General features: G+C 70.8%; 19 protein-coding genes and 1 pseudogene. 18 read left to right on the forward strand and 2 right to left on the reverse strand.

Annotated features, from left to right (window positions below; translation table 11 throughout):
- Window positions 1–13 precede the first annotated feature (13 nt).
- From LY41_RS13865 to LY41_RS13900, 10 genes and pseudogenes are all read left to right on the forward strand, one after another.
- Complete coding sequence (locus LY41_RS13865) at window positions 14–475, forward strand: VOC family protein (RefSeq protein ID WP_253864411.1); 462 nt, start codon at window positions 14–16, stop codon at window positions 473–475.
- A gap of 165 nt (window positions 476–640) precedes the next feature.
- A pseudogene (locus tag LY41_RS24085) lies at window positions 641–808 on the forward strand (SAM-dependent methyltransferase); the annotation flags it as partial.
- Between the two features lies 1 nt (window position 809).
- Window positions 810–1,085 carry an SAM-dependent methyltransferase gene (locus LY41_RS24090; protein ID WP_372493269.1) on the forward strand — a complete coding sequence of 92 codons (276 nt, stop codon included), beginning with the start codon at window positions 810–812 and terminating at the stop codon, window positions 1,083–1,085.
- Window positions 1,082–2,260 (forward strand): pyridoxal phosphate-dependent aminotransferase, encoded by a 1,179-nt coding sequence (locus LY41_RS13870; protein ID WP_253864412.1) that lies wholly within the window; start codon window positions 1,082–1,084, stop codon window positions 2,258–2,260. The genes LY41_RS24090 and LY41_RS13870 overlap by 4 nt, the downstream gene beginning before the upstream one ends.
- Window positions 2,261–2,427: 167 nt before the next feature.
- A complete protein-coding gene (locus LY41_RS13875) occupies window positions 2,428–2,610 on the forward strand; it encodes a hypothetical protein (protein ID WP_253864413.1) in 183 nt (60 codons plus the stop codon).
- A gap of 328 nt (window positions 2,611–2,938) precedes the next feature.
- The gene (locus LY41_RS13880; protein ID WP_253864414.1) at window positions 2,939–3,412 is read left to right on the forward strand and encodes a hypothetical protein; all 474 of its coding nucleotides are present in this window, start codon (window positions 2,939–2,941) and stop codon (window positions 3,410–3,412) included.
- Window positions 3,412–4,065, forward strand: a complete 654-nt coding sequence (locus tag LY41_RS13885) for a DUF3558 domain-containing protein (RefSeq protein ID WP_253864593.1) — start codon at window positions 3,412–3,414, stop codon at window positions 4,063–4,065. The genes LY41_RS13880 and LY41_RS13885 overlap by 1 nt, the downstream gene beginning before the upstream one ends.
- Window positions 4,066–4,075: 10 nt before the next feature.
- Window positions 4,076–5,518 carry a hypothetical protein gene (locus tag LY41_RS13890; RefSeq protein WP_253864415.1) on the forward strand — a complete coding sequence of 481 codons (1,443 nt, stop codon included), beginning with the start codon at window positions 4,076–4,078 and terminating at the stop codon, window positions 5,516–5,518.
- 32 nt (window positions 5,519–5,550) lie between these two features.
- Window positions 5,551–6,261 carry an ESX secretion-associated protein EspG gene (locus LY41_RS13895; RefSeq protein ID WP_253864416.1) on the forward strand — a complete coding sequence of 237 codons (711 nt, stop codon included), beginning with the start codon at window positions 5,551–5,553 and terminating at the stop codon, window positions 6,259–6,261.
- Between the two features lie 55 nt (window positions 6,262–6,316).
- Entirely contained in the window at window positions 6,317–7,015 is a 699-nt protein-coding gene (locus tag LY41_RS13900; RefSeq protein WP_253864417.1) for a 4a-hydroxytetrahydrobiopterin dehydratase, read from the forward strand.
- Window positions 7,016–7,056: 41 nt separating this feature from the next.
- On the opposite strand, the gene LY41_RS13905 is transcribed toward LY41_RS13900, so the two are convergent.
- Together LY41_RS13905 and LY41_RS13910 are read right to left on the reverse strand one after the other, a co-directional pair.
- The gene (locus LY41_RS13905) at window positions 7,057–7,638 is read right to left on the reverse strand and encodes an HAD family hydrolase (RefSeq protein ID WP_253864418.1); all 582 of its coding nucleotides are present in this window, start codon (window positions 7,636–7,638) and stop codon (window positions 7,057–7,059) included.
- Window positions 7,635–8,600: a threonine aldolase family protein gene (locus tag LY41_RS13910; protein ID WP_253864594.1), complete on the reverse strand. Its 966-nt coding sequence runs from the start codon at window positions 8,598–8,600 to the stop codon at window positions 7,635–7,637. The genes LY41_RS13905 and LY41_RS13910 overlap by 4 nt, the downstream gene beginning before the upstream one ends.
- 215 nt (window positions 8,601–8,815) lie before the next feature.
- On the opposite strand from LY41_RS13910, the gene LY41_RS13915 reads away from it, so the two are divergent.
- From LY41_RS13915 to LY41_RS13945, 8 genes are all read left to right on the forward strand, one after another.
- On the forward strand, window positions 8,816–9,349 hold the full coding sequence (locus LY41_RS13915) for a SigE family RNA polymerase sigma factor (RefSeq protein WP_253864419.1): 534 nt from the start codon (window positions 8,816–8,818) through the stop codon (window positions 9,347–9,349).
- Window positions 9,342–10,055 carry a hypothetical protein gene (locus LY41_RS13920; protein ID WP_253864420.1) on the forward strand — a complete coding sequence of 238 codons (714 nt, stop codon included), beginning with the start codon at window positions 9,342–9,344 and terminating at the stop codon, window positions 10,053–10,055. Before LY41_RS13915 ends, LY41_RS13920 begins: the two co-directional genes overlap by 8 nt.
- Window positions 10,056–10,200: 145 nt before the next feature.
- A complete protein-coding gene (locus LY41_RS13925; RefSeq protein ID WP_253864421.1) occupies window positions 10,201–10,788 on the forward strand; it encodes a TetR/AcrR family transcriptional regulator in 588 nt (195 codons plus the stop codon).
- Window positions 10,789–10,878: 90 nt separating this feature from the next.
- Entirely contained in the window at window positions 10,879–12,306 is a 1,428-nt protein-coding gene (purB, locus tag LY41_RS13930) for an adenylosuccinate lyase (RefSeq protein WP_253864422.1), read from the forward strand.
- A 60-nt stretch (window positions 12,307–12,366) separates the two neighbouring features.
- Window positions 12,367–12,465 (forward strand): putative leader peptide, encoded by a 99-nt coding sequence (locus LY41_RS24095; RefSeq protein WP_372493271.1) that lies wholly within the window; start codon window positions 12,367–12,369, stop codon window positions 12,463–12,465.
- A 63-nt stretch (window positions 12,466–12,528) separates the two neighbouring features.
- Window positions 12,529–13,482, forward strand: a complete 954-nt coding sequence (locus LY41_RS13935) for a sulfite exporter TauE/SafE family protein (protein WP_253864423.1) — start codon at window positions 12,529–12,531, stop codon at window positions 13,480–13,482.
- Window positions 13,483–13,740: 258 nt separating this feature from the next.
- Window positions 13,741–14,556, forward strand: a complete 816-nt coding sequence (locus LY41_RS13940) for a DUF2334 domain-containing protein (protein WP_253864424.1) — start codon at window positions 13,741–13,743, stop codon at window positions 14,554–14,556.
- Window positions 14,557–14,605: 49 nt separating this feature from the next.
- The gene (locus LY41_RS13945) at window positions 14,606–16,075 is read left to right on the forward strand and encodes an aldehyde dehydrogenase family protein (RefSeq protein ID WP_253864425.1); all 1,470 of its coding nucleotides are present in this window, start codon (window positions 14,606–14,608) and stop codon (window positions 16,073–16,075) included.
- The last annotated feature ends 292 nt before the right edge of the window (window positions 16,076–16,367 follow it).

A 16,367-nucleotide genomic window follows, 5' to 3' on the forward strand; every position in this document is an offset into this window, starting at 1 on the left:
TAACGTTACGGGCATGTTCACACGAATCGGAATCACCTCGGTCATGGTCCTCGATCAGGACGAAGCCCTCGACTTCTACTGCGGCACGCTCGGATTCGAGGTCACCGACGACGTCGACCTGGGGTTCATGCGCTGGCTCACGGTGCATCTGCCCGCCGCGCCGGACAGTCACCTGCTGCTGGAGGTTCCGGGGCCGCCGCAGCACAGCGAGGAGGTGGCGGCGCAGATCCGCGACCTGGTCACGAAGGGTGCGCTCGGCGTGGCGGCGATCCTCAACACCGACGACTGCCGCAAGACGTACGAGGAGCTGCGGGAGAAGGGCGTCGAGTTCACGCAGGAGCCGGTCGAGCAGCCGTACGGCATCGACTGCGCGCTGCGGGACCCGTTCGGCAACCACATCCGCATCACGGAGCCGCCCGAGGGGCCGGTGGAGATCACCGACGAGGACGTCGAACGTATGCAGTGTGGCTTCTGAGCCCGGCGGTGTCCGATAGGCTGCGCGCGGTCCCCCGAGCGCGCGCAGCCCGGAGAGACCGCGCAGCCCGGAGCCGCACAGTGACTTCCACTCCCGGACGGTGACTTCCACTCCCGGACGGAACCCCGCGTCGGAGCCGGCCCTGCCGACGGTTATCGACCTGCCGTGGCCGGTGTGCTGGAGTGGGACCGGCCGATGGCGCTGCAGCAGGTCGGCACGCTGCCCCACGTCGCCGACGATCGCGACCCCGCGACGCTGATGCGCACCTACGTCGACGCGCTGCCGCCGGGGTCGTACGTCGTGCTGTCCCACTTCTTCAACCCCGGCGACGAGGATCCCGAAGCCGCCGCGGTCGCCACCGGTTGGAGCAGGCGTTTCTGCACAGCCCGATGGCACCGGCCGATTCCGCACGCGCGAGGAGATCGTCACCTACTTCGACGGCCTCGAACTCATCGAACCCGGCTTCGAGACGCTCGTCCACTGGTGGCCGGACGGCCCGCCGGAGCACCTCGACCCCGCCCGCCGCCTCATGATCGGCGGCATCGGCCGCAAGCCGTCACTCCCACCCTCGCCCCTCGACGCGCCCGCGCCCTTACCCTGCTGGACATGACGACGGAATCCGCGACTTCCCCGTTCCCGCCGGCCGCGCAGCGCGCCGATGTGCCGCCGTTCTACGTGATGGACGTGCTGTCGGCGGCCAAGGCACGGCAGGCCGAGCGCGGTGACGTGGTGTTCCTGTGCGCGGGCCAGCCGACGGCGGGTGCGCCGGAGCCGGTATTGGCGGCGGCGCAGCAGGCGTTGCGGGGCAGCGACCTCGGGTACACGCCGCAGCTGGGCATCCCGCCGCTGCGCGAGGCGATCGCCGGACACTACGACCGCGCCTACGGCCTCGACGTCGACCCGGCGGACGTCATCGTCACCACCGGCTCCTCGGGCGGGTTCCTGTTGGCGTTCCTCGCCGCGTTCGAGGTGGGCGACCGGGTGGCGATGGCCCGTCCCGGCTATCCGGCGTACCGCAACCTGCTGAACGCGCTGGGCTGCGAGGTCGTCGAGTTCGCCACGGACGAGAGCACGCGGTTCCAGCCGACGCCGGAGATCCTCGACGGGCTCGGCGACATCAAGGGCCTCGTCGTGGCGAGCCCGAGCAACCCGACGGGCACGATCGTGGCGCCCGGCGAGCTGGCGACGCTGACCGAGTGGTGCACCGCGCGGGGTGTGCGGCTGATCAGCGACGAGATCTACCACGGCATTTCCTACGAGCGCGACGTCGCGTGCGCGTGGCAGACGTCCCGTGAGGCACTGGTGCTCGGGTCGTTCTCGAAGTACTTCGCGATGACGGGCTGGCGGCTCGGGTGGATGCTCGCGCCGCAGGCGCTGCACCGCAGCGTCGACGTGCTGACCGGCAACTTCAACATCTGCCCGCCCGCGTTGTCGCAGCACGCGGCGGTCGCGGCGCTGTCGCCGGAGTCCTGCGCCGAGCTGGACGGCCACGTGGACCACTACCGCGCCAACCGCGACCTGCTCCTCGACGGGCTGCGCGACATCGGCCTGACCCGCATCGCACCGATCGACGGCGCCTTCTACGCCTACGTCGACGTCTCCGAGCACACCGATGATTCGCTGTCGTGGTGCCGCAAGCTGCTCGACGACACCGGGGTGGCGATCACACCGGGCGTGGACTTCGACCCGGTCGCAGGCGGGTCGTTCGTGCGACTGTCGTTCGCGGGCGCGCGCAGCGACATCGCCACGGCCGTGGAGCGCATGGGGACCTGGCTCCGGAACTGACTCGCGAGTCGCACCGGCCACGGTCGGCAGGGCCGTGGCCGCGGCGGCCTGACCGGACCGGGGGAACCCGGAGTTTTCCCTGAGCGTTGCCCAGGTGCCGGGACTTTCGGGTGCGCGGCGTGCCAACCTGGACATACACGGCAGCACACGAGTGTGGAGGAAGCGCAATGTTCTGGAAGATCGTCGGCGGCCTGATTCTGGCGTGGGCCGCATTCATGGTGATCGGTTCGCTGGTCGGCTTCCTCGTCAAGGCGGTGTTCTGGATCGCCGTGATCGCAGGCGCGGGCTTCCTCGGCGCAGCCGCCTACGGCGCGCTCAAGGGTGACGACAAGAAGAAGATCGGCTCGTAACCGCGCGGGCCCGCCGCGTGGCGGCCGGGCCGGTCGGTGATCTGCCGCCTCGCGCAGCCGCGTCGACACGGCGGGGTTTTGAGGCGACGGGGTTTTCGAGGCGGCGGGGTTTCGACACGGCGGGCTACTGCGCAGCCGGTGGTGTCGGCGAAGACGACAGGGCGCGCCCCGAAGCAGTCGGGGCGCGCCCTCGTTTCGGTCTCGTGGCGGCCGGTGCGGCTGTGCTCCTCGCTCGCGTCGGTTTCGCCGAGATCGTCCCCGTGTGGCCTCCTTCGCTGTTAGGCTGTCCGGTCGTTGAGGTGCGTTGAGAACGAGGGGGCGATGACCCATGTCCGAGGACGGCAACGTGCTCGACTCGATGGTCGAGGGTGCGGGAGAGATTGCCGGCCGTGTCGGCGAGATCGCCGGCAACGTGTGGGCCGGTATGAACTTCGTCATCGACGGCAAGGAGTCGAATCCTGGCTCGGGTGGTGGCTTCGAGTTCGACGCCGACACCGCCCGCGGCCTCTACGAACGGGCGAACGCCATCGTGCATGAATTGCAGGATCAGGCGTGGAATGCGCGACGGTTGGTCGAAACCAAGGCACCGGCTGACGACCCGGCGAGTCAGTCCTTCACGAAGGCCGGTAATGAGATCTTCCGCCGCGGCGCGGAGCATGTCGACGCCGAGGTCAAGTTCTACCGCGACTTCGCTCGTGCGCTGGGGAAGGCCATCGGCATGTACGAGGAGTCGGACGAGCAGGCCGGTAAGGACGTCACCAAGTCCGGCGGTGAGGGCGACTCCGGTGGAGGGTACTGGTGATGAAGCGCCTGGCCGGAGCTGTGGCGGCGGGTTCGGTGCTGCTGGTTGCCGGGTGTTCGGGAGGCTCGGCCGGCGAGGCCGAGCCGATGCCGTCGTCGGTGGCCGAGTCGCCGTCGACCGTGTCGGGTTCGCCGTCGTCGGCCGCGTCGGGTCCCGGGCAGGACCTGCCGCACAGCGGCGCTCCCGCGGTGTCGAACCCGTTGCCGGAGTCGGTGTTGTCCGGTGATCCGTGTGACGCGCTGACACTTGAGCAGGTCGAGGCAGCTCTCGGTGAGGGAGCGTCGGACGGTGAGCGACAGGACCAGAACGCTACGGGTCCTGGCTGTAGTTGGTCGAACCGTGATACGGGAGCGGGTTTTACGGTCGGGTTCAGCACTGTGACCCGCGAAGGATTGAGCGCGCAGTACGCCAACACGAAACCGCAGATGCCCGTGTTCCGTGAGATTGATCCGATCGGCGGGTTCCCTGCCTTGCAGTTCAAAAAGGGGCCCGATGACACGATCTGCACTGTTGCGGTCGGGCTGGCTGACGAGTACTCGATGACGGTCACGGGTAGCTCAAGCTACGAGGCCGAGCAGGACGGCAAAGATCCGTGCGTGGCTGCGGAGAGAACCGCTGAGACCGTGGTGGAGAACCTGAAGAAGAAGGCTTGAGGGGGCAGTGATGGGCCTGTTTGACGGGATGGCCGAGTACATGGCGGATTTGATGATTTTCGGCGGCGCTTTCGAGAAATCGGGTGCGGTCCCGCTGCCGGAGCTGGTGCGCCGGGTACATGCCGGCAGCGGCGGCCCGTGGCAGGAGGCGGCGACCACGGCTCAGGGAGTGGACGGCGGTCACCGGCAGGTCAGCGAGTCGAGCATGAAGATGCTGCAGGTGCTCGAGAGCTCCTGGACGGGTGAGGGTGCGGATGCCGCCGCGGACCGGCTGCGCATGGGAGCGAAGGTCACCGCGAACGCCGGAACGGTGTATCAGGCCAACTCCGAGCACTACACGTCGAACGCGTCCTCGTTCGACAACGTCAAGCAGCAGCTGCCGTCGCTTCCCGACCAGCCACCCGATCGCGGTGCCTGGGACGTCGTGACCCCGTGGGACACAGACACCGAGGACCAGGTCAACCAGTACAAGAGCCAGGTGTCCCAGGCGGCGCAGATCTACCAGGGATACGAGGGGTCGATCCAGGGTTCGCAGCAGTCGCTGAAGTCCGATTTCGGCAAGCTCGACGGTGTCGAGGGCGGGATCGGTTCGCTCGAGCGGGACAAGTCCTCCTCGGTGGAGGACGCGGGCGGCGACGTCGTCTCGATCAACGAGCCGGGGTCCTCGCGCTCCGGTGATCCGGTTCAGACCGGTCCCAGGCCGACGGCCGACTCGGTTCCCCGCACCGGCCCGCCACAGCCTGGTCCGACACAGCCCGGTCCGACACCGAACGGGCCGGCACCGAACCAGCCCACGTCGAATTATCCGGCGCCGACCGGGCCGAATCCCACGCCGGACGATACGACGTCCACCTCCGGATACACCCCTCCCGAGTTCCAACGTCCTGCGGCGTCGGCTCCGAACTATTCGCCTCCCGGGTACAACCCGAGTACCGGCTTCGGTCCCGGCGGTTCGTCCAGCGCACCCGGTTTCGGGCCGGTCGGTTCCACGGGCGGCTTCGGCCCCGGAGGTTCCGGTGGCTCCGGAGGCGCGCCCGCGACCGGTGGCCGGTATTCCGTGCCCGGCGGCGGCTATTCCGGCGGCGCGGCAGGCGGAGCCGCAGGCGGCGCGGCAGGCGGCGCCGCGGGTGGAGCCGCAGGTGGCGCGGCAGGCGGTGGTGCCGCGGGTGCAGGCAGGGCCACGGGCGCCGCGCCGTTCGGCCCGACGGGCAGTGGCGGGGCAACCGGCGGTGGTGCGACTTCCGGAGGCGCGGCCGGATCCGGTGGCCGTGGCGGGATGCCGATGGGCGGCATGGGCGGCGCTGGCCGTGGTGGCCAGGGCGGTGACGAGGAGGAGCACCAGCGGCAGTACGTCATGCCGACCGACGAGGCGTTCTCGTTCGGCGACGACGGCGAGGTGCTCCGCGATCCGACGACGGGCAACGTCGTCACTCCCCCGACGATCGGCGAGTAATCGCCGTGGCCGTGTTGACGCGTCCGATCGCGGTGCCTCGGACCGTATTGCTGCACCTGTGGGAACTCGAACGCCTCGGCGAGGCGCATCCGCTGTTGAGCGCCAACGACATGTACGTCCCGTTGGCGGGGCGCGAGGAGTTCACCCGCGAATGTTTCCGCGCCCTCGCGGAGCAGGGCCTGGCTCAGGGCGACACGCTGACGCGGGACTTCCGCGTTGCGCTGCGCGTCATCGCCTCGCCCGACCGGGAGATCTACTGCTGGAGCAGCTGCGTTGACGCTGGTCAGGACCGGAAGGTGGCCGTGATGACGGCGGGCGGCGAGGCCGTTGCCATGCAGGTGAAAGGCGAGACGGTGGGCATCGTCCCGTCCGACGAGCGCCGCCTCGTGGAGGACTTCGTCACCGATCTGCCCGAACGCCCGCCCGCCACCACGCGTGAACTCCACACCAGTCGTGCCGCGTTCGACCAGCGCGACCGGAACCACGACATGTTCGCCTCGCGGCTGACCCAGGAGAAGGAGCTGGAGAAACACCTGAAGGCGCCGCGTGAGGCGGTGCATCAGGTGTACGTCGCCGGGAACTCGGAGGGACGTCACCGCAGGAGCAAACCGTTCTCGGTGATCGACATCCGCGGCCAGGGCCGGGTGCTGACGTTCGCCGACGGGCAGGACAACCTGCACTGCCTGCCCGGAACCCCGGCCAACCTGACCAAGACCCTCACCGCGACCTGGCAATCCCTGTGACCGGCCGCGGTCCACGGGGGTCGGGATTGTCGGGGGCCGCGCTTATGGTCGCCGGATGAAACAGACCACACTCGGAGTCGGCGAGATCGACCTCGCCGATTGGCACCTGCTGTTGGGGGCGCTGCGGTCACGGTTCGAGGCGGAATCGTTCGCGGAGGGAGCCGCGTTCGTCGCGGCGATCGGGCGGCTCGCCGGCGAGACCGGCCACCACCCGGACGTCGACCTGCGCGCCGGACACGTCCAGTTCGCGTTGCGCAGTCGCGATGCGGGCGGCGTCACCGAACGGGACGTCCGGCTGGCCGAACGGATCAGCGCGCTCGCGGCCGAGCACGGCCTGACGCCACGCCCGGAACGGGCACAGGTGCTGGAACTGGCTCTGGACACCCCCGGGTCCGACACGGTGCGCGGCTTCTGGGCGGCCGTCCTCGCGGGCCGAGCCGCAGGCGGCGAGGTCACCAGCCGGGAGGTCACCGGTGGGGAGGTCACCGGTAGCGCTGTCGCGACCCCGGACGCGGAGCTGCTACCGCTGGGGCTCGACAAGCTGTGGTTCCAGCGAACCGACTCGACGGCACCGGACCGGCAGCGCTTCCACGTCGACGTCACCGTTCCACCCTCCGACGCCGACCGGCGCGTGGCCGCGGCGATCGATGCGGGCGGACGCGTGGTCGACGACAGCCACGCCCCGGCGTTCGTCGTACTGTCCGATCCGGACGGCAACAAGGCCTGCATCTGCACCGAACTGGGCCGCGACTGAACCGCGACTGAACCGCGAACCCGCCACCGGCAGTGCCGCTCCTACAGCAGCAGCGTTTTGGCGGTTGCCGCGCCCGGCCAGAGTTCCGCGCGCAGCCCCGCCGTGCGAGCGGCGTCCACATTGGCCCTGCGGTCGTCGAAGAACAGGCAGTCACCGGGCGGGCAGCCCAGCCGCTGCACCAGCAACCGGTAGATCTCCGCGTCCGGCTTCGCCGTGCCCAGGTCGCCGGAGAACAGCAGGTGCTCGAAATGCCGCGTCCACGGCTGCTTCTCGGCGTGCCGCGCGAACGACGCGGGTGCATTCGACAGCAACGCCAGCCGTGTTCCCGAGTCTGCCAGCGTTTCCACGAGCAGTGCCGCGTCCGGGTCGAGCTGCGACCAGCCGCGCGCGTCGATCTCGGTCAGCTCGCGTACGGCCCGCTCGTCGACCTCCGTGTCGACGGTGTCGGCGACGGCCTGCCAGTACGCGACGTCGTCGGCGCCGCGGTCGTACGGATCGCGGTGGGCCCAGTAGGCGGGTTCGAACGTCGCGGGCGGCACGTCGAGTCTGCCGGCCAGCTCTGGCAGAGCCGTCGTCCTGCGACACAGCACCTCGCCGTAGTCGAACACCACCCAGCCGGTCACCCGCGTTCCTCCTCGATGCGCCGCAGCGCTTCCTCGACGTCGTCGTCACTCACATCGCGGTGCAGGACGAATCGCACCCTGCCCGCCATCGGCAGCGCCAGGATTCCCAGACCGCGCAGGCGCTCGAGCGCGAGCGCCACGTCCGGCACCGTGGCGAGCAGAATGTTCGTCTGCGGCTCCTCGACGTCCCAGCCCAGCCCGGCCAGCCCTGCGGCCAGGGCGCGCGCGTTCGCATGGTCGTGCGCGAGGTCGTCGACCCGATCGAGCGCCAGCAGCCCGGGAGCCGCCAGCACGCCGCCCTGCCGGACGCCCCCGCCGAGCATCTGCCGTATCCGCCGCGCCCGTTCCACGAACTCGGCGTCACCCGCGACGACCGAACCGGCAGGCGCGCCGAGCCCCTTCGACAGGCAGGCCGACACCGAGTCCACGCCGACCGTCAGCGCTGCGGGCGGCAGGTCCAGCGCCGCGGCCGCGTTCCACAGCCGGGCTCCGTCGAGATGGACGTTCAGACCACAGTCGCGCGCGGTCGCGACCAGCTGCGCGTGCTCCTCGGGCGGGGTGACCGCACCGCCCGAGGCGTTGTGCGTGTTCTCCAACGACAGCAGGGTCGTGCGCAACGCGTAGTACGGGCCGTTCGGCGGACCCGCCGCCGCGCGCACCGTCGCAGGGGTCGGCCTGCCGGGGCCCGCATCGTGGTCGACCGGATCGGGCATGCCGCCCGCGAACCACGCGGCCGAGCCGAGCTCGTTGGTGAGCACGTGCGCGCCGCGCGGTGCGAGGAAGCGATCGCCGCGCTCCAGGTGCAGCGACAGCGCGATGAGGTTCGCCATGGTCCCGCTCGGCGTCCACAGTGCGGCCTCCATGCCCAGCATGTCCGCGGCGCGCTGCTCGAGGCTCGCGATCGTGGGATCGGAGTCGATGACGTTGTCACCGACCTCGGCGTCCGCCATGGCCGTGCGCATGGCGTCGTCGGGCGCGGTGATCGTGTCCGAACGGAAGTCGATCGGGACTGGGGATCCGGAGGTCACGTTTCGATCACATCACACGTCGCCGGGGAGTTCGAAGCAGGGCTCACCGATTCGTGACCAAAAATGTGGCGCAGGCGTGCAACCGTGTAGGAGACAGGTGCCGTCTACCGAGGCACGAACAACTGAGGAAGCGACCGGAGACCTACCGCGTGGACCCCCGCGACGAGCAGGAGTTCGCGGCGTACTTCGCCGCGAAGCGAGACTCCGTGCGCAGAACCGCGTACATGCTCTGCGGCGACTGGCACCGGGCCGACGACCTGGCACAGACCGCGTTCGTGGCGCTGCACCGGCGCTGGCACAAGGTCCGTGACCGGGAAGCCCTCGACGCCTACGTCCGCAAGACGCTGGTGCGAGCCGCGATCGACGAGTCACGGCGGCCGTGGCGGCGGGAACGGCAGACCGAGGGTGGTTCGGACCTGCCGGAACCGTCGGCGCCCGGATCGTCGGCCGCGCCCGACCAGCTGGGCGACCGGGTGGCCACGCGCGAGGACCTGCTGGCCGGGTTGCGGCAGGTGCCGTCGAGGCAGCGAGCCGTGCTCGTCCTGCGGTACTTCGACGGTCTGGACGTCAGCAGCGTGGCGGGCGTCCTCGGTTGCAGCGAGGGCAACGTCAAGAGCCAGACCGCCCGCGGGCTGGCTGCGCTGCGCAAGGCGCTCGGTACGGAGGTGGAGGCGCATGGATGAACGGGAACTGGGCGAGCTGTTCCGTTCCGTGCCCGGGCAGCCGCCGCCGTCGTCGTTCGACGAGGCCGACGTCGCCGAGGCCGCGCACCGGGTCACGGTCCGCAGGCGCGCGATCGTGGGCGGTGCGGCTGCCGCCGTCGTCCTCCTCGGCGGCGGTGGCGTCGTCGCGGGTTCGCTACTCGGCGGCGATGACGGGAATACCGTGGTCGCCGGATCCGAGCGGTCCGCCGGAGCCGACCGGTCCACCACAGGAGGGACACAGCCGCGCATCGCGCAACCCGAGGACGACCGGCCGCGTCAGCAGAGCAGTGAACCGGGAATCCAGGGACTCCCGTCCGCCGAGCCGAAGCAGGACGGCTCGACGGACGGGGATCGTGCCCACGGGTGCGATCAGGTCGACCGGGAGCTCGCCACCGCCCTCGCTGGCGAGCTCCCGGTCGCCGCCTCGGACGCCTCACCGGGACGCATCTGCCCCGAGGGCACGACGTCGGCGTCGTTCCGCATCGACGGCTCCGCGCTGACGGCCGTCCTCGTGCCGGACGGCAGGCAGCTGCAACTGCCCGGCGACACGCCGGACGGTGAGCTCGCCGAGCAGCGCACGGCCAGTGGCGCGACGTTGCTGCTGCTGAACGAGTCGTTGACGCATACCGGAACCGGCGGTCCCGACGTCGACCGGCTGGCCGAGCGCATCGCGGGCGACCTGTAACCACACGCGGGCCGCTCGGTCCCGGCCTGCCGATTCCGTTCGGCGGCGGCTCCCTCGCCGGATTCCGACCCGGACCACACCGTTCGCCGGAGTCCTGGCGGATACGTCCTGTTCGGGTGCCTGCCGACTGGCACACTTGCGCGCTATGACGTCCGCGAGCACGCCGAAGGGTGAACGCCGCCGTAACGCCCTGGTGGAGGCCGCAGCCGAGCTGCTGTCGGAGGGCGGGTTCGACGCCATCCGCCACCGCGCCGTGGCCGAACGTGCGGGTCTGCCGCTCGCCTCGACCACGTACTACTTCGACTCGCTCGACGAACTCGTCTCCGCCGCGACCGAACAGCACGGACGCACGGAACTCGCCGCGGGGCGCGCCCGCCTCGCCGGCCTGCCGACCGCCGACCGGGGCGTGGACACCGTCGTCGGACTCGTGCTCGACCAGCTGCTCGGCGAGGACCCGGCGTACGAGGCGGTGCTGCTGCGCTACGAACGCCTCGTCGGCACCGGCCGCCGCCCCTACCTGCGGCCGTTGATGCGCACCCTCTCCGGTGAGCTGCGCGAACTGCTGGCCGAGATCCTCGTCAAGTCCGGTCTGGACGCCGACGAACGCCGCATCGAACGGATCATCGCGGTGGTCGACGGTGCCGTGGTCAACGCGCTCATCGCCGTCGACCCGGACCCCCGCGGCGCCGCGGCCCGCATGCTCCGCGGCACGCTCGCCCCCGGCACCGAGTGATCCACCACCTGCACCACTACGCGAGCCGGGGACAACGTTCGTCGGGACCGTGATGGGCTTGTGATCCGGAACTCCGGCTAGCCTGGCGGGGTGACCGACAAGCCCGCCATCCCGAACGTACTCGCAGGCCGCTATGCCTCCGGCGAACTCGTCGCACTGTGGTCCCCGCAGCAGAAGGTCCGGCTCGAGCGCGAACTCTGGCTCGCCGTCCTCAAGGCCCAGGCGCAGCTGGGCGTCGACGTACCCGACGGCGTGATCGCCGACTACGAACGGGTGCTGCCGGACGTCGACCTCGACTCGATCGCCGAACGGGAACGCGTCACGCGCCACGACGTCAAGGCGCGCATCGAGGAGTTCAACGCCCTCGCCGGGCACGAACACGTCCACAAGGGCATGACCTCGCGTGACCTGACCGAGAACGTCGAGCAGCTGCAGGTCCGCCGGTCCCTCGAACTGCTGCGCAGCCGTACGGTCGCCGTCCTCGCCCGCCTGGCGGAGCTGGCGTCCGAGCACTCCGAACTGGTCATGGCCGGCCGGTCGCACAACGTCGCGGCGCAGGCCACGACGCTGGGCAAACGCTTCGCCACGGCCGCCGACGAGCTCCTCGTCGCGTTCGACCGGCTCGACGACCTCGTCGCGCGTTACCCGCTGCGGGGCATCAAGGGGCCGGTCGGCACGGCGCAGGACATGCTCGACCTGCTGGGCGACGCCGACAAGCTGGCCGACCTCGAGCAGCGCGTCGCAGGTCACCTCGGGTTCGACCACGTCCTCGACAGCGTCGGCCAGGTGTATCCCCGGTCGCTGGACTTCGACGTCGTCTCCGCATTGACGCAGCTCGCCGCACCGCCGTCGAGCCTGGCCAGGACGATCCGGCTGATGGCGGGCAACGAGCTGGTCACCGAGGGATTCCAGCCGGGGCAGGTCGGCTCGTCGGCGATGCCGCACAAGATGAACACCCGCTCGTGCGAGCGCGTGAACGGCCTGGCCGTCGTGCTGCGCGGGCACCTGTCGATGGTCGGTGAGCTGGCGGGCGACCAGTGGAACGAGGGCGACGTGTCCGACTCCGTGGTGCGCCGCGTCGCGTTGCCGGACGCGTTCTTCGCGCTCGACGGGCTGCTGGAGACGCTGCTGACGGTGCTGCGCGAGTTCGGCGTGTTCCCCGCGGTGGTCGACCGTGAGCTGAACCGCTACCTGCCGTTCCTGGCCACCACCAAGGTGCTGATGGCCGCGGTGCGCGGCGGGGTCGGCCGGGAGGTGGCGCACGAGGCCATCAAGGAGAACGCCGTCGCGGTGGCGCTGGCGATGCGTGAGGGCCAGGCCGATAACGACCTGCTCGACCGGCTCGCCGCCGACGAGCGCCTACCCCTCGACCGGGCGAGTCTCGACGCCCTTCTCGCCGAACGGCTGTCGTTCACCGGAACGGCGTCGTCGCAGGTCGAAGCTGTCGCCACGCGCGTGGCGGACGTCGTGAAGCGATTCCCAGAGGCCGCCGAGTACGAGCCGGCGCCCATCCTGTGATGTGGGAGCGGGTAGACCCGATCGTGACCTTCTGCAACGATCGAGTTTGTGGGCAGTTTCGTGTGCGCGTGCATTCCTCCTGGGTCGTTACGGCCGTTGGTGCAGCGCAGGCACATCGACCTGCTCCGGGTGAGCTCCGCGCTGTGCCGTCACCGCTGACGCCAGTCCCTGTCCCATCCCCGGGCCGTTCCGCGCCCGTCAACAGTCACGTCTGAGGTCGGCATGCAAGCGCTCCTGTTCTTCGGGATCGCCGGGTTCCTGGCACAACTCGTGTCCGGCACGCTCGGCATGGGCTACGGCATGACGTCCACGACGGTGCTGATCGCCGCGGGCACGGCCCCGGCGATCGCGTCGGCGTCGGCACACTTCGCCCAGGTCGGCACGTCGCTGGCCTCGGGTGTGTCGCACTGGAAGTTCCGCAACATCGACTGGCGCACGGTGAGCATCCTCGCCGTGCCCGGTGCGATCGGGGCGGCGATCGGTGCGTTCGCGCTGGTCGCGATGTCGACCGACGTCGCAGGTGCGTGGATCAGCGCGTTCCTGTTCCTGCTCGGCATGTACGTACTGGTGCGGTTCGCGTTCCTGAAGCTCGGCAAGCTCATCACCGACAAACGCCCCGGCGCGAAGTTCCTGGCCCCGCTCGGGTTCGTGGCCGGGTTCGTCGACGCGAGCGGCGGTGGCGGCTGGGGTCCGGTTGCCACCACGACGCTGCTGTCGTCGGGACGGCTCGAACCGCGGAAGGTCGTCGGCTCGGTCAGTGCGGCCGAGTTCGTCGTGACCGTCGCGGCCTGCCTGGCGTTCCTGATCGCACTCAAGAACGAGGGCATGAACTGGCTGGTGGTGCTGGGCCTGCTGATCGGCGGTGTGGTCGCCGCGCCGATCGGTGCCTGGCTGGCACATCACATGCCGCCGCGGGTGCTCGGCACCGCCGCGGGTGGCCTCATCATCCTGGCGAACGCGTGGATGCTGCTGAGCAACCTCGGACTGCCGTACGCCGCGATCGTGGTCTGCTACATCGGGCTGGCCGTGTTGATCGTGGTCGCGCTGGTGACGTCGATCCGCTCGATGCGGGAGGAGAAGCGCATCAACGCTCTCGCGGGCGAGGACATGAGCGACTCCGACGACGAGCGCGCCACCCACCGTGCCCAGGACCAGCCCGCCACCGACCGCTCGTGATCGGCGGTCCGTGACCGGCGGCTGGTGACCGGTGGCTTGTGACAGAGGGCCTGTGACAGAGGGCCTGTGACAGAGGGCCTGTGACGGACGGCTCGTGAGCGGCGGTCCGTGACCGGGGCTGCGAACGGCCGCCGCGGCGACGCGGGGCGCGCTCGTCACCCGTCGGAACGACGGGATCCGGCGTTCGTCGGTGGCGCTTCATCGCAGGCTCACTCGCGGGCCCTCGCCCGGTAATCCGCGACCGGTTTCGTGGGAGTCGTGGATACCTCGTTGCTGGTCTCCCTGTCCGGGCCGGGCGCGCGCACGCTGGACGGCTGCGCCGCCCTCGCCGATGATCTCGATACGCGTGGGGTGCCGCTGTCGCTCCTGCACACGCCGGGTGGCTCGCGGCGCGCGACCGAATGGGTGCGACTGCGCGTGGCCCGGGGTGACGCGGTGGCGCTGCACGGCTACGACCGTCGCGTACCCGCCGAGTTCGCCTCGCTGCGCGGGCACGAGGCGGGCCTGCGGCTCATCGCCGCCACGGCGGCGCTCGACGCCGAAGGCCTGCGCACCGACGTGTTCGCCCCGCCACGCTGGCGGATCACCCCCGAAGGCCGCGAGGCGTTGCGCCGGCACGGGTTCGCGGTGTGCGCGGACGACGCCGGGGTGCGTGACCTGCGGCGCGGCGTGACCGTGCGCGGGCGCGTGCACCGGGTCGGTGTCGGCGAACGGGGCGGGCGTGAACGGGCAGGGGAACGGCTCGGCACGCCTGCCGCGGCGGTGCGCCGCGGTGCGGCGAGGCTGCCGTCGTGGGCGGCTCGTTCCGTGGCGATGCCTGCCGGCGACTCGGGAGGCATCGCAGCGGTGATGCGGGCGGTGCGGCGAGGTGGGCTCGTGCGGCTGGCTGTGGACGCCTCCGACATCGTGACGGCCGGCGGCAGACGGGCCGTGCTGGATGCGGTCGACGCGGCCGTCGAGGCCGGTGCCCGGCCGCGGACCTACGCCGCGCTGGGAGCGACGACGTCCGGGGTGCGCGAGTCGCCCACCGGGGTCGTCGCCACGGCGTCTGCTCGGCCCGCGGCAGCACCGTGACGTCGTTGGCACATTGCCAGCAAAACTGACGGGGCCGTATCCTCGGGGCATGACCACTGTGCTCACTGGCGAGACGTTCGAGTCGTTCAACCCGGCCACCGGCGAGACCGTCGGTGCGTATCCGGTGCATACCGCCGAACAGGTCGAGTCCGCCGTGGCGAAGGCGCGCGAGGCCGCCGCCTGGTGGGACTCCCTCGGATTCGCGGGCCGCGCCGAACGCCTGGCCACGTGGCGCGCCGCGCTCGCCAATCGCATGCCGGAGCTCGTCGAGGTCATCTCCGAAGAGACCGGCAAGCCCGCGGGCGACGCGCAGCTCGAACTCGTCCTCGCCATCGAGCACCTGGCGTGGGCGGGCAAGCACGCCCGCAAGGTCCTCGGCCCGCAGCGCCGCGCGCCCGGCCTGCTGCTGGCGAACCAGGCCGCCAGCGTCGAACACCAGCCGCTCGGTGTCGTCGGCGTCATCGGACCGTGGAACTACCCGGTCTACACCCCGCTCGGCTCGATCAGCTACGCGCTCGCCGCGGGCAACGCCGTGGTCTTCAAGCCGTCCGAATTCACGCCCGGGGTCGGCAAGTGGCTGGCCGATTCGTTCGCCGAAGCGGTGCCGGAACATCCGGTGCTGCAGCTCGTGACGGGCCTCGGCGAGACCGGCGCGGCGCTGACGAAGGCCGGCGCCGACAAGATCGCGTTCACCGGATCGGCCGCCACGGGCAAGAAAGTCATGGCATCGGCGGCCGAAACGCTGACACCCGTCGTCATCGAGGCCGGCGGCAAGGACCCGCTGCTCGTCGACGCCGATGCCGACCTCGACGCCGCCGCCGACGCCACCGTGTGGGGCGCGTTCTCCAACGCCGGGCAGACGTGCGCGGGCGTCGAGCGCGTGTACGTCCACGAGCGCGTCCACGACGAGTTCGTCGCGAAGGTCGTCGCCAAGGCCGAGGACATCGATGCCGGTGAGCAGTACGGCCCGATGACGATGCCGTCGCAACTGGACATCGTGCGCAGGCACATCGAGGACGCCCTGGCCGCGGGCGGCAAGGCGGTGGTCGGCGGCGCGGACGCCGTGGGCGACCGGTACGTCAAGCCGACCGTGCTCGTCGACGTGCCCGAGGACTGCTCGGCGGTTCGCGAGGAGACGTTCGGCCCGACCGTGACCATCGCCAAGGTCGCGACCATGGACGAGGCCGTCGAGAAGGCCAACGATTCGGTGTACGGACTCGGCTCGACGGTGTTCTCCAAGTCGCGTGGCATGGAGCTGGCGCGGCGGTTGCGCACCGGGCAGACGGCGATCAACGCGCCGCTGTCGTTCGCGGGCATCGCCTCGCTCCCGTTCGGCGGCAGCGGCGATTCCGGCTTCGGGCGCATCCACGGCCCCGAGGGGCTCCGGGAGTTCGCCCGGCCGAAGGCGATCGCCCGGCAGCGGTTCACCGCCCCGATCGCGCTGACGTCGTTCGCGCGGTCGAAGAAGACCGAGGCGCTCGTCGGCAAGCTCATCGCGAAGCTGCACGGCAAGGGCTGAGACTCCGGACGCTCCCGATCGGCCGGCGCCGCCGGTTGCCGTTGCTCCGGTGTGCGTTCGCCGTGGTTCCGGCGTGGCCGGCCGTCCCCGTTCGCCGCGGCCGCGCCTGTCCGGTTCGCGGTGGGGCTTTCGTGCGGCTTCGGTAGCCGGCTCGTCCTCGCCTGCGCCTCGTGCTTCGGCGAACCGCAACGTCCGGGAAGGACGCGGTTCGGGCACGTGGTGTGTTAAGAAGTCCCGGGTCGCGGCTACGAGCGGCAGGCACCGGCGCCATACAGTAGGCACAGTACCGAGC

The organism is Prauserella halophila, from assembly GCF_024171895.1.
Lineage (GTDB): Bacteria > Actinomycetota > Actinomycetes > Mycobacteriales > Pseudonocardiaceae > Prauserella > Prauserella halophila.